We start from the raw sequence: 13,042 nt of genomic DNA, 5'->3' as shown, positions 1-13,042 counted from the left end.
CGTCACATCTCCTCGACGGCAGCTACCCCCAGAATGGATAGGCCATTTTTGATAACCTGCCCGATTTGCGCGCCAAGGAAAAGTCTCGCTGCCGTCAATTCGCTATCCTGTGCCACGATGAAGCGTTTTTCCGGACGGTCATTCCCAAGATGCCAATGCGCGTGGAGCGCGGCTGCAAGATCATAGAGATAGAACGCGATGCGGTGCGGCTCCCGGGCCAGCGCAGCGGCTTCCACAATGCGCGGAAATTGCGCCGCCTCGCGCACCAGCGCCAGTTCTTCCGTTTCCAGCCGGTGCAGCGCCCTGCCCGACGGCGCCACACTTTCGCCGCCTGTTCCATCACCTGCCTTCGCCTTGCGAAGCGTCGAATGGATGCGCGCGTGGGCGTATTGCACATAGAACACGGGATTGTCCTTCGACGCTTCCACCACCTTGGCGAAGTCGAATTCCATTTGCGCTTCGGGCTTGCGGGTCAGCATGGTGAAGCGGACCACATCCTTGCCGACTTCCTCTACCGTATCAGCCAAAGTGATGAAGTTGCCCGAGCGCTTGGACATTTTCACAGGTTCGCCGCCGCGCACCAAATGCACCATCTGTACCAGCTTGACGTCGAACGGCACGTCGCGATCGGCCCCTTCGGTGAGGGCGGCGACGGCAGCGCGGATGCGCTTCACGGTCCCGGCATGATCCGCACCCCAAATATCGATCAGCGCGTCGGCATTTTCCGCCTTCTGGAAATGGTAGGCCAGATCAGCGCCGAAATAGGTCCAGCTGCCATCGGATTTTCTGATCGGGCGATCCTGATCGTCTCCGAACCTGGTCGAGCGGAACAACGGCAGCTCCACCGCTTCCCAATCGTCCAGTGTTTTGCCTTTCGGCGCTTCCAGCACACCGTCATAGACAAGGTCGTGTTCGCGGAGCCATTTTTCGGCGGCTTCGGGTTTGCCTGCCGCCTGCAAGGCCGCTTCTGATGCGAACACATCGTGATGGATGTCGAGCAGCGCCAGGTCGGACTTGATGAGGTCCATCATTCGTTCGACAGAGAAGGCACGAAAAATCTGCAGCCATTCCGCTTCCGGCGCGTCCTTGTAACGGTCGCCGAATTCGTTGGCCGCGTCCTGCCCCACAGGAATGAGGTATTTGCCGGGATACAACCCTTCCGGGATCGTGACGGTTTCGCCCAGCGCCTCGCGATAGCGGAGGTGCGCGCTGCGGGCGAGCACATCAACCTGACCGCCGGCATCATTCACATAATACTCGCGGGTGACCTCGTGGCCGGTCCATTCGAGCAGCGAGGACAACGCGTCGCCCACCACCGCGCCCCGGCAATGGCCCATATGCATCGGGCCGGTCGGGTTGGTGGAGACGAATTCAATGTTCACCCGCTTGCCGCCGCCGACATCCGAACGGCCGTAATTCCCACCCTGCTGGGCGATACGTTCCAGTTCTTCCACCCAAACCCGGTCGGCCAGTTTCAGATTGATGAAGCCAGGTCCGGCAATGTCCGCAGTCACGATATCGGGATCGCGAGCAAGATGCGTGGTGATCGTCTCGGCCAGGTCGCGCGGCTTCGACTTAGCGGCCTTCGACAGGACCATCGCAGCGTTGGTCGCCATGTCTCCATGGCTCGCATCGCGCGGCGGCTCGATTGTCACATTGCTGCGCGGCGTTCCGGGCGGAAGCGTCGCTTCCATCTCCAGTGCATTGAGCACCGCATCCAGTTTCTCGGCAAAACGGGCGTATAGTGCCTTGGGTCGGGTGTCGGCAGCGGAGGGTGTGTGGTTATCGGCCATAGGCGCGCGGGTTACCCGAACGCAGGCGAATCGCAAGGTGTCAGACGCCGAAAGGCGGTGCCCGCCAATCGCCGTTGCCTAAAGCCATTATCGCGTGGCGTTGTAAGCCAACTGGTCCCGCGTTAGCTGGAAACCTACCAAAACCTCGAAATTCGCGCGGTCGAGAGCAGCCTTAACCTGCGGATCGGCCAGCGGATCGAGCGCGGCATCCGCGTCGCCTGCCTTACGGCGACGAGTTATCTGGCGGCGTACGTCGTCCGGCAAAGTTGCAGCGGCGCGATCGATGAAGGCGCCTGCCTGTGCGCTGGCCGTTGCACGTTCCGCACCATCGGCGAAGTTCACTGTTACCGTGCCGACGCGCTTGCTTACCACGGTCGAGCCGCCGCGAAGGACGGTGGAGAAGAACGGCAGCTGTACCTGCCGCGCGCCGCGCGTGTCGAACCGGCGGGCCTGCACGTCGAACGTGGCGTTGGTGTACACCTTTGCCGAGCTGTCGTCGCACGTGGAACGAACATTGGTAATACTGGCGGTTACGTCCATATCGGTCGCGAGCGTACTGCCTGGGGTACGGAAAGTTGTGATATCGCCTGTATAATCGGGCACGCCCACTGCCGGACACACGCCGCGAACCGACGTGATGCCGACCCCGTCGCTCAGCACCAACTGGCCGTCCTGGGCGCATCCGCCGAGGGCCGCTGCGCCGGAAAGCAGGGAAAGTGTGGCAATACGCTTGATGGCGTTCATCGGGTCGTGATCCTTATCGTCGGTCAACAGCGCCTTAGTGCGATGAGGCCGGGGGGCCTGCCGCAAAACTGCGCCGGGATATGCGAGACGCCCTAGCGGCCACGCCGACAAAGCGCTAGAGGCGGCGGGATGAACGCTCCCTTTCAAGATAGCGAGACGCGCAGCGATCCCGTATCGGGCGAACCGTCCGGCAAACCTGCTTTGACTCTGCTGGTAGCCGCGCCGCGCGGGTTCTGCGCCGGAGTGGACCGCGCAATCGAAATCGTCGAGCGAAGCCTGGAACGCTACGGCGCGCCGGTCTATGTGCGGCACGAGATCGTGCACAACCGCTACGTGGTGGACGGACTGAAGGCGAAAGGCGCAATTTTCGTAGAGGAGCTGGACGAGGTGCCGGACGGTGCCTCGGTCGTGTTCAGCGCGCATGGAGTGCCGAAATCGGTCCCGCACGAGGCGGACCGCCGCAAGCTTGACTATCTCGATGCGACCTGTCCGCTGGTCAGCAAGGTTCACCGGCAGGCGGAACGTCAGATCGAGGCGGGACGGCATATCGTCTTCATCGGCCATCAGGGCCACCCTGAAGTAATCGGCACAATGGGCCAGGTTCCCGATGGAACCATGACGCTGGTCGAAACGGCGGAAGACGTTGCCGCGCTATCCTTCACCGCCGAAGACCCGCTGGCTTTTCTCACCCAGACCACGCTTTCCGTGGATGATACGCACGCCATCGTGGAAGCATTGCGCATCAAATATCCGCATATCGTCGGCCCCAAGGCGGAGGATATCTGCTATGCCACGTCCAACCGGCAAGCGGCAGTAAAGCAGATCGCACCCGGTTCCGATCTGGTGCTGGTGATCGGCGCACCCAATTCTTCCAACTCCCTGCGACTGGTTGAAGTTGCCGAGCGGCTGGGCACCGATGCCCGCCTGATCCAGCGCGCCAGCGAGATCGATCCTACGTGGCTGGACGGTGTCGGAACGCTGGGGCTGACAGCCGGAGCGAGCGCACCGGAAAAGCTGGTTCGCGAAGTCGTCGACCGCATTTCCGAATGGCGCGAGGTGGAAGAACACACATTCGTGTCCGCGCAGGAGAAGATGGTTTTCAAGCTTCCCCGCCAATTGACCGACTGAACCGGCGCGCATTCCGGCGATGGCCGTCTACACCCATCTTTCCGCCGAAAATTTATCCGGACTGATCGCGCATTACGATGTGGGCGAGCTGGTGTCGGCCAAAGGCATTGCGGAGGGTGTGTCCAATTCCAACTGGCTGCTGGAGACCACCGGCCCCGACGCAGCGCGGGTTGATAGCCCTCATGGCAGCGCGCGGTACATCCTCACCATGTATGAACGGCGCATCAAGATCGGCGATCTGCCGTTTTTCCTCGGACTTCTCGACCATCTTTCAGCCGCAAGCTTGCCCGTACCGCGCACTATTCACGACCGTTCCGGGGCTGCATTTCGTATGGTCGGAAACAAGGCGGTTGCGCTGATAGAATTCCTGCCGGGCGTTTCGGTGGATCGGCCCACCCCGGCGCAGGCGCATTCGGTGGGCAAGGCGTTGGCCGGTATGCATCTGGCTTCGGCAGACTTCGCTGGAACACGCGAAAACGATTTGCGACCGTCCGACTGGCAGGCTCTGTTGGGGCAATATACCGACAGCCAGTTGGCGCAAATCGATGCCGACCTGCCTGAATTTATCGAAGCGCATCTACCTCGACTTATGGCCGCGTGGCCGGACGATCTTCCGCAGGCGATCATCCATGCGGATCTTTTTCCAGACAATGTCCTGATGCGCGGAAATGCGGTAAGCGGGCTGATCGATTTTTATTTTGCTTGCAAGGACATGGCTGCTTACGACCTTGCCGTAACCCATGCCGCGTGGTGCTTCGACCGTACGGGCGAGCATTTCGACGCGGCAGTCGGCTTGGCCCTGCTAGAAGGTTACGCAGCGGTACGACCGCTATCCGCAGCCGAACGTGACGCGCTCCCGATCCTGGCGCAGGGCGCAGCGATGCGCTTTGTCGCAACCCGTGCGGCGGACTGGATCGATACGCCTGGCGATGCGCTGGTGACGCGGAAAGACCCGATGGAGTTTGCGCGCCGCCTGACCTTCTATGCCGAACACGGCGCACAGGCCTTTACGATATGAAGAATGTTGAGATTTTCACAGACGGCGCTTGCAAGGGCAACCCCGGCCCCGGCGGCTGGGGTGCGTTGCTGCGCATGGGTAGCCGCGAGAAGGAAATTTCGGGCGGCGAGCCCGACACAACCAACAATCGGATGGAAATGCTGGCTGCGATCCAGGCGTTGGACGCGTTGAAAGAGGCCTGCCAGGTCGATCTCTACACCGACAGCAAATATGTGATGGACGGTATTACCGGCTGGATCCACGGCTGGAAGAAGCGCGGCTGGAAAACTGCGGCCAAGAAACCCGTAAAGAACGAGGATCTGTGGCGCGCCCTGGACGAGGCCAACACCCGGCACCGGGTAACGTGGCACTGGGTGAAGGGCCACGCCGGACACCCGGAAAACGAGCGCGCGGACCAGCTCGCCAGCAACGCGGCCGACGCGGTCGCGCGCGGCCAGGTCGTCGGCGACGAAGCTTAAAGCGCCGCCGCCTTTTTCCTATGTGGCAGTCGTATCGACCACTTCGGCATCGGCACCGCGTTCCTTGATGGATTTGATTGCATTCATCGCTCCGGCTTTCGAGCTGTATCCTTCGGTCCAGAAGATGGATTCGCTGTTGTACACATAATAGGCGACGAACTCGCCCGCCTTGTTCTTCCTCACTTCGAAACGATGGGACATGCTGTTCTCCTGCGTTGTCGGTATGGATACCATATCGATTGTGGTGACTAATTGCACCCGAAGCGCGCGGGCGAATAGAGCATCGCATCGAGCCCCGCTGTCATTGCGTCACGCGGCTTGCCCAAAAGCAATTGCGAGCCCAGTCGCGCTGCGGCGGGGGCGGTCTGGATGCCGAAACCGCCCTGCCCGGCAAACCAGAAGAAACCCGGTACTGCCGGGTCGAAACCATAGACGGGCCTGCGGTCGGCAGTGAAGCTGCGCAACCCGGCCCAGCTCCGCTCGACCGCTCCAATGCGCCAGTCGACCACCTGTTCGAAACGCGCCACCGCCTCTGCCACCGCCAGTTCCTCGGGCGCTGCGTCGCACGGCGCGCTCGGCGTTTCGTCATGCGGGCTGAGCCAGACGCGTCCGCTCTCCGGCTTGAAATAGAACCCGCCCGATATGTCGAGGGCCAGCGGTTGGCGCGGCAAGGGCGCAGGATCGCAGCGCAGCTGCACAACCGTCCGGCGCAGGGGCTGGATGCCGCATGGTGCGGCACCGGCAATCTGTGCCACCGGATCGGCCCACGGACCAGCCGCATTGACGAGCGTCCTGGCATGCACAGGATCGCCATTTTCGCAGTCCAGCTCCCACACATCCTTGCGCCGGCGGACCCCATTCAGCCGCGCGCGCAGTCTCATAACGCCGCCATTGCGCCGTATCGCTGCAAGATAGTGCGCGTGTAGCGCCGCCACATCGATATCCGCGCAATCGGGCTGCCAAATTGCGTGGCGCCAAGCGTCGTGCAAGCCCGGTATGTGCTGTTTGAGAGCGGACCGGTCGATCCGGCTGAAGCGTGCGCCCGAACCTGCAAACCGTTCGGCGAACGCTTCTATCTTCGACTGGTCCGCTTCGCGCGCAATGTACAACGCGCCGCGCCGGTCGAGGAACCCGCCGTCCCGAAGATACTCGCCCGATGCCAGAGTGAGCGGCACAATGTCCGGCCCGCCATAACATTGTTCCCAGAACGCAGCGCTGCGGCCGGTGGCGTGGTAGCCCGGTGCATCCTCAGCTTCCAGCACCACCACGCTCGCATCGGGAGCGCATTCGGCAGCAAGGCTGGCCCCGGCCATCCCGGCACCGATGATAGCAATATCGTAAATCTCGTCCAAGATCAGCTCTGCCGCGTCGTCCGGCGCTGAGCATGTTCACTTGCAATACGATCAAGAAACGCATTGATCGCCGTCATGGCGCGGGCGCGCATCGGGTCTGCCTCGCGCAAAATTTCATGCCGCGCTTCCCTGCCGAACGTCACCAGTTCCGCATCGTTCAGGCGGGCCGCCGCTTCCTCGATAGCTTCGAAGCCGACCAGTTTGTCGTTGCTGGTGGCCACGATTAACACCGGCACTTGCACCGCTTCGAGCCGCCCCTTGGCGAACATCGCTCGCATCGAGGCATAGGCCCGCTCCACCCAGCCCCAACTGCCCGGGCCCATGACCAGTTCGGGCCGCATGTCGCGCCACCACAGCTCGTCTTCATAGCGCTCGTCGTCATGGGTCAGCAGCGCGCGGCGGCGGGCCGGGATCTCGCCCGGTTTCTCACTCCACTTCCAGGCCGGGCGCGCAGGATCTCCCATGCGGGCCATCAGCCGCGCCGCGCCATGCATCAGTGCGATCGGAAGTTTCTGCGCGGTAAAGCCCAGCATAGGGGCTGACAGGATCAGCCCGTCCGGCTGCACCGCGCCCTCCACGACCGCGCGCAACGCGAGGTGGCCACCCATCGAATGCGCGGCGAGGATATGCGGCCCCGGCGTTTCGGCCTGCCAATCGCTCCACAAACGCCGCAGGTCATCGATCCAGTCGGAAAAGTCGGAAACATGACCGGTCACTTCGTCCTTGCCAAGCCGGCCGGATCCGGCCTGCCCGCGCCAGTCGGCTCCGGTTACGCGCCAGCCCGCCCGGTGCCACTCCTCCATCGCTTCAAGATATTTTTCATAAGCATCGCCGCGCCCAGGCAAGAACAGGATCGAACCTTTTGGCGAGACACCGGGGTAATCGATCCGGCGGATCGCATGGCCATCGGGCGCGTGCCACAGGCTTTCTTTCGCATGATCGGGGATAGCACGGCGGTCGATCGGAGCATGGCCATTTTCGGCACCACCGGATTCCGCAACGCGCGCCCCTGCGGCCTCATCGCCGTTTCGTATTCGTCCTGATCCTGCTTCGCGCGCCATAATTGGCCTCCGCTTTCGCCATGTGCCTAATACAGAGCATCCGGCGGTGGTTACTTTTTGGTAAGTGATGACCTGTAGCAAGACCTCATTGGGGAGTGACCCGGGGGCAACATGCTGGACGAATACCTACATTACGGTCTGCTATGTGCGTTGGCAATCGCGCTGCTTTATGCCGCGTTTACCGACTTGCGCTCACGCCGCATTGCCAACTGGCTGACTGCAGCCATCGCAGTGGCTGCGCCGCTGTTCTGGTGGGCGAGCGGATTGTCGCTCTACCCCGGCGTGTTGTTGCAGCTCGGAGTGGCAGCGGCATCGTTCGTCGTTCTGGCCGGGCTTTTCGCATTGCGCGCTATGGGCGGCGGTGACGTCAAACTGCTGACGGCTCTGGCGTTGTGGATCACGCCGATGCTGTTCCTGAAGCTGCTTATCATCATGGCAATTACCGGCGGCATCCTCACCATCGTATTTGGTGGCTGGCATATCATGCGCCGCCGCAAGGACCGGCTGGCAATTCCGTATGGCATTGCCATCGCCATTGCCGGTCTCTGGATCATCGGCGCTCATTCCTTACCGGCCGCGCAAAAGCAGTTGCAAACCGGCAACACCAGCGTGGTCGCCGGGGCAGATGCGCTTTCCAATATCACTTCGAAAACAGGGTCGGCCGTATCGGGGTGAACCCGATTTTAACCAATGCCGACGTAACGATCAAAACCATACCCGCCCATCCACAGGGACGGAAGTTAACTAGGGGGCTGACAAGCCATGGACAGGAAGAAACTGGTTCTGCTGCTGGGAGCGCTGGTCATCGCGATCGGCACGGCAATGGCGGCGCGTAGCATGTTTGCAGGCGCTGCAGCGCCTCAGGTCGAGGCTGCTGCCCCCGTGGCCCAGGGCCCCAAGGTCCTGGTCGCCAATCGCGGCCTGCCCGTCGGCACCATCATCACCGCTGATGCGATCGGGTTCCAGCAATGGCCTGAAGAGCTGGTGCAGGATGCCTATTTCATCGATGGCGAGAGCGACATTACCAAACTGCTCGGCACCGTGGTCCGTTTCCAGGTTACAGCCGGCGAGCCTGTCACACAGGGTAGCTTGGTGAAGCCCGGCGATCGCGGCTTCCTGGCAGCGGCGCTTGGCCCCGGCATGCGCGCTGTTACAGTGCCCGTATCGGCAAAGACCGGTGTGGCCGGCTTCGTCTTTCCGGGTGACCGGGTCGATCTGATGCTGACGCAGACGGTCAAGGGCGATGGCCCTGCGCTCAGGGCTTCGGAAACGATCCTCAGCAACCTTCGCGTGCTGGCGACCGACCAGTCCACTACGCAGGAACAGGTCGAGGGCCGCACGGTGGTTCGCGCCTTTCGTACGGTAACGCTGGAAGTAACACCCAAGATTGCGGAGAAGGTCGCCGTGGCACAAACCATCGGCACGCTCAGCCTGTCGCTGCGCTCCATTGCAGACAGCCAGAGCGAGCTGGAACGCGCTATCGCAGCGGGCGATATCACAGTGCCCGACGATGCCACGCCGGAGGAAGAAGAGGCGCTGCTGCGGCAGGCGATGTCGCGGCCCAGTGACGGCGCGCCTACCTATGTTACCGGCGGCGACGTTTCCCGGTTCCAGCGGCGCAGCGCGCCATCACAGAAGGGACCAGCCGCACCGACAGCGGTTGCCAACGGCCCTGCAACCTTCGCCTCTACCGGACCAGCTCCGACCGCCCGACCGGCGCCTGTGGCCCCTGTCGGCCCCGTAGTGAACGTCACCCGCGGCAAGCAGACCACCGCCGTACCGGTGGGAAAGTAAGGCCATGAACATCATCGAGAACACACTTTGCCGAAAGATCGGCGAGACCATGAGGGACAAGCCCATGAAACGCCGCTTTTTTGCAACTGCGCTGCTAAGCAGCCTGGCCGCCGCGCCGCTGGCAATGGCGCCTGTCGCCACCGCCACGGCGCAGCAGATGGTTTCACCGACCCAGGACCTGGTCCTGTCCATTGGGAAGGGTCAGTTGGTCCGCGTGCCCGGTACCATGGCCGATGTCTTCATCGCCAACGACGGTGTGGCCGACGTCCAGATCAAATCGCAAAGTCAGCTTTATCTGTTCGGCAAGGCTGGCGGCGAAACCACTGTCTATGCCAGCAATTCGGCGGGCGACGTAATCTGGTCCGCCAATGTGCGTGTCGGCAACAATATCGACAGCGTGGATCAGATGTTGGGAATGGCAATGCCACAGGCCAAGATCGCGGTATCGACCATGGGTGCGAACACGGTGCTGCTGACCGGAACTGTCACCGCGCCGGAAGATGCCGCAGAGGCGGAACGCCTTGTCGGTGCCTTCCTGGGTGAAGAAGCCAATGTTATCAGCCGCCTGCGGATGGCAACTCCGCTGCAGGTCAATCTGCAAGTTCGCTTTGCCGAGGTGAACCGTTCGCTGGTTCGCGAAATCGGCTCCAGCCTCAACACCCGCGACAACACCGGCGGGCTGCTGCTGGGCGCGCGCCGTGGGAGCAGCGCGCCGACCATTTCAGGCGGCGCCAATGGCAATCTGCCTGTGTTGGATGCGTCTGCCTCACTCGGCCTGCCACCGGGAACGATCTCGCTTCCTTTCGACGTGAGCACCGGCGAATTCGTCACCGGTGGCACCCAGTATTCCTTCCCTGCGCCCTCTGCCGGGCAGACCGCGCTGCGATTTGCAGGACGCCTGTTCGGTATGGACATCGGCGGCGCGTTCGATGTCTCCGAACGGCTTGGCTTGTTGACGTCCCTCGCCCAGCCGAACCTGACGGCGCTTTCCGGTGAAACGGCAGAATTTCTTGCTGGCGGCGAGTTTCCGATCCCGGTCAATCAGGGACTTGGCACCACGACGATCGATTACCGTAAATTCGGTGTCAGCCTGTCCTATACGCCTACAGTGCTGGCCAATGGTCGTATCTCGCTGCGGGTCCGGCCGGAAATTTCCGAACTTTCCAGCCAGAACGCGGTTGTCCAGAACGGTTTTCAGATCCCGTCCCTGACTGTGCGCCGCGCGGAAACCACGGTGGAACTCGGCTCCGGCCAGAGCTTCATGATTGCCGGCCTGATGAGCAACAGCGCGCAGAACACGATCGATAAGGCCCCCGGCCTTGGCGATGTGCCGATCCTCGGCAATCTGTTCCGCTCGACCTCGTTCCGCAAGGGCGAAACCGAACTGGTGATCATCGTGACGCCTTATCTGGTGAACCCGGTGAATGCGAACGAGATCAAGCTGCCGACCGATGGCTACCAGTCGCCGAACGAATTGCAGCGCCTGATCGGGTTCCGAGACAATGACGGTATTTCAGGCGCGCAGCGTCCGATGCCGACAGCTGCTGGCGCGGTCGCCCCGAACCCGAACGTATCGCGCATCGAAGCGGAAGACCTGCTGCCTGGCGCAGCAGACAAGCCCGCCCGCCGCGCGGATAAGAAACAGCGCAAGAAAAGCCGTAGCGCAAAGGCCGATGCACCGGCGCCCACGCCTGGCTTCGACTTGAATTGAGAAGGATGGAAGCGATGAAAAACGCGATTTTGAACCCTGCGAAACTGGCCGGACTGGCTTTGCTTTCTTCCACGATGGTGCTGGGCGCCTGCGGCGGAATGCCGCAGAACCGCAGCCTGTATTCCGAAAAACAACCAGTGGTTCAGCGGACCAATTACGCGTTGGATGTGGCCACCACCGGGAGCGGCCTGACAATTCCCGAGCAAAGCCGTCTGGCGGCTTGGTTCGAAGCGATGGACCTGCGTTACGGCGACCGGGTCTCGATCGAGGACCCATCGCTTAACCCATACACCCGCAACGCCGTAAGCGATCTGGCTGGCCGTTATGGCCTGTTGCTGAGCGATGGTGCGCCGGTAACCGAGGGGTTCGTGAACCCGGGCAGCACCCGCGTAATCATCACGCGCGCAAATGCCTTCGTGCCGGGTTGCCCTGACTGGTCCGCCCAGTCGGACATGAACTACACCAATGGTACATCGCCAGGTTACGGCTGCGGCGTGAACAGCAATCTGGCAGCGATGGTTGCCAATCCTGAAGACCTGTTGGCTGGCCAGAATGGCACGGGCGAAACGGTCATCATGAGCTCGACCAAGGCAATCCAGTCCTATCGCGATCAGGCACCCACCGGCGAAAACGGTGTGACCGAAGTCGGCACAGATTAAGAGGAAGCAGAACAATGAACGCTCCCTGGAAACCCGGTAACGCCGGAAACAGAGATCCCTTCGCCGCTTTCATCTGCGACGATACCGCGCTGGACGTGTTGCGTCCCGTCGTCGTCGAACTGGGTTGGCAACCGGAAAAATGCGCCAAAGGCGGACTGCGCAACGCGGTGCAATCGCTATCGGTTGCGGCCAGCCCCAATATCCTGATGGTGGATCTGTCGGAAAGCGGCGACCCGCTGAATGACATCAACGCTCTGGCAGAAGTTTGCGAGCCCGGCACAGTTGTGATTGCGGTCGGCCAGGTCAACGACGTGCGCCTGTACCGCGATCTGCTGTCCAGCGGCATCCACGATTACCTGCTCAAGCCGCTTTCGGCCGGGCAAGTGCGCGATTCGCTCAATCAGGCGCAGCAGGTGTTTTCCGCACCCAAGGCCAGCGATCCGGACTCGGCCAAGCGCCATGTTTCAACGGCCGTAGTCGGTACACGGGGCGGCGTGGGAGCGTCCACTCTGGCCACTTCGCTCGCTTGGTTGTTTAGTACCGAACACCATCTGCCGACCGCGCTGCTCGATCTTGACGTGCATTTCGGCACCGGCGCGCTGGCCCTTGATCTGGAGCCTGGCCGCGGTCTGACCGACGCGATCGACAATCCCAGCCGGATCGACGGCCTGTTCATCGAACGCGCCATGATCCGCGCGAACGACAATCTCGCAATCTTGTCAGCCGAGGCGCCGATCAACGCGCCGCTGATGACCGATGGTTCGGCGTTCGTGCAGCTGGAAGAGGAATTTCGCGCAGCATTCGAAATGACCATGATCGACCTGCCGCGCAACATGCTCATCAACTTCCCGCATCTGCTCAACGGCATCAACGTGGTGGTTCTCGCTTGCGATATGACGCTGGCCAGTGCGCGCGATACGATTCGGATCCTGTCGTGGCTGAAGGCCAATGCGCCTCATGCACAGCCGGTCATCGTGGCCAACCGCGTGCAGTCCGGTGTCGCTGAAATCAGCAAGGCGGATTACGAAGCGTCGATCGAACGCCGTGTCGATTTCACGATCCCCTACGACGTGAAGGCAGCGGCCAATGCCGCCAAGCTAGGACAGACCTTCGTCGATGCGAACAAGTCGACCAAGGCAGCATCAATTATCCGCGACTTGGCGAAACACGTGATCGGTGCAGCGGAGGAGGACGAAGACGATAGCGAAAGTGCAGGCGACAAAAAATCGCTTCTTGGCGGGTTCGACCTCAAGTCATTGCTGCCGAAAAAGAAGAAGTCGGCCGCGCTCGAGCCAGCCGGTTAAGGCCGCTTCGTGACCGCGAT

General features: G+C 61.9%; 13 protein-coding genes. 8 read left to right on the top strand and 5 right to left on the bottom strand.

Annotated features, from left to right (window positions below; all coding sequences use genetic code 11):
• Positions 1-2: 2 nt before the first annotated feature.
• Positions 3-1,793: an arginine--tRNA ligase gene (argS, locus tag HME9302_RS02410; protein ID WP_115365685.1), complete on the bottom strand. Its 1,791-nt coding sequence runs from the start codon at positions 1,791-1,793 to the stop codon at positions 3-5.
• 87 nt (positions 1,794-1,880) lie between these two features.
• Positions 1,881-2,537: a hypothetical protein gene (locus tag HME9302_RS02405; protein ID WP_115367415.1), complete on the bottom strand. Its 657-nt coding sequence runs from the start codon at positions 2,535-2,537 to the stop codon at positions 1,881-1,883.
• 129 nt (positions 2,538-2,666) lie between these two features.
• Between HME9302_RS02405 and ispH the strand changes: the two genes are divergently transcribed.
• The 3 genes from ispH to rnhA are packed head-to-tail and all read left to right on the top strand — an operon-like array spanning position 2,667 to position 5,141.
• Positions 2,667-3,665, top strand: a complete 999-nt coding sequence (gene ispH / locus HME9302_RS02400; RefSeq protein ID WP_115365684.1) for a 4-hydroxy-3-methylbut-2-enyl diphosphate reductase — start codon at positions 2,667-2,669, stop codon at positions 3,663-3,665.
• A gap of 19 nt (positions 3,666-3,684) precedes the next feature.
• Positions 3,685-4,683, top strand: a complete 999-nt coding sequence (gene thrB / locus HME9302_RS02395) for a homoserine kinase (protein ID WP_115365683.1) — start codon at positions 3,685-3,687, stop codon at positions 4,681-4,683.
• Complete coding sequence (rnhA, locus tag HME9302_RS02390; protein WP_115365682.1) at positions 4,680-5,141, top strand: ribonuclease HI; 462 nt, start codon at positions 4,680-4,682, stop codon at positions 5,139-5,141. The genes thrB and rnhA overlap by 4 nt, the downstream gene beginning before the upstream one ends.
• Before the next feature lie 18 nt (positions 5,142-5,159).
• Here the strand turns inward: rnhA and HME9302_RS02385 are convergent, their stop codons facing one another.
• From HME9302_RS02385 to HME9302_RS02375, 3 genes are read right to left on the bottom strand one after another with little or no spacing between them, the layout of a single operon-like run.
• Entirely contained in the window at positions 5,160-5,342 is a 183-nt protein-coding gene (locus tag HME9302_RS02385; RefSeq protein ID WP_115367414.1) for a YegP family protein, read from the bottom strand.
• A gap of 47 nt (positions 5,343-5,389) precedes the next feature.
• Positions 5,390-6,454 (bottom strand): NAD(P)/FAD-dependent oxidoreductase, encoded by a 1,065-nt coding sequence (locus HME9302_RS02380; protein WP_230080027.1) that lies wholly within the window; start codon positions 6,452-6,454, stop codon positions 5,390-5,392.
• A 41-nt stretch (positions 6,455-6,495) separates the two neighbouring features.
• Complete coding sequence (locus tag HME9302_RS02375) at positions 6,496-7,554, bottom strand: alpha/beta fold hydrolase (protein WP_115365680.1); 1,059 nt, start codon at positions 7,552-7,554, stop codon at positions 6,496-6,498.
• Positions 7,555-7,665: 111 nt separating this feature from the next.
• Here HME9302_RS02375 and HME9302_RS02370 point away from each other — a divergent pair, with 111 nt between their 5' ends.
• From HME9302_RS02370 to HME9302_RS02350, 5 genes are all read left to right on the top strand, one after another.
• The gene (locus tag HME9302_RS02370) at positions 7,666-8,229 is read left to right on the top strand and encodes an A24 family peptidase (RefSeq protein WP_115365679.1); all 564 of its coding nucleotides are present in this window, start codon (positions 7,666-7,668) and stop codon (positions 8,227-8,229) included.
• Positions 8,230-8,316: 87 nt separating this feature from the next.
• Positions 8,317-9,348, top strand: coding sequence for a Flp pilus assembly protein CpaB (gene cpaB / locus HME9302_RS02365; RefSeq protein ID WP_115365678.1), 1,032 nt, complete (start codon positions 8,317-8,319; stop codon positions 9,346-9,348).
• 64 nt (positions 9,349-9,412) lie between these two features.
• The gene (locus HME9302_RS02360) at positions 9,413-11,059 is read left to right on the top strand and encodes a type II and III secretion system protein family protein (RefSeq protein WP_115367413.1); all 1,647 of its coding nucleotides are present in this window, start codon (positions 9,413-9,415) and stop codon (positions 11,057-11,059) included.
• Between the two features lie 14 nt (positions 11,060-11,073).
• Positions 11,074-11,718 (top strand): CpaD family pilus assembly protein, encoded by a 645-nt coding sequence (locus tag HME9302_RS02355; RefSeq protein WP_115367412.1) that lies wholly within the window; start codon positions 11,074-11,076, stop codon positions 11,716-11,718.
• A gap of 14 nt (positions 11,719-11,732) precedes the next feature.
• Entirely contained in the window at positions 11,733-13,022 is a 1,290-nt protein-coding gene (locus HME9302_RS02350) for a pilus assembly protein CpaE (RefSeq protein ID WP_115365677.1), read from the top strand.
• Positions 13,023-13,042 lie beyond the last annotated feature (20 nt).

It is taken from the genome of Alteripontixanthobacter maritimus, assembly GCF_003340475.1.
In the GTDB taxonomy this organism is placed as follows: domain Bacteria; phylum Pseudomonadota; class Alphaproteobacteria; order Sphingomonadales; family Sphingomonadaceae; genus Alteripontixanthobacter; species Alteripontixanthobacter maritimus.
The sequence above is the reverse complement of the archived record's forward strand: the minus strand, read 5'-3'. Positions and strand labels throughout refer to the sequence as shown.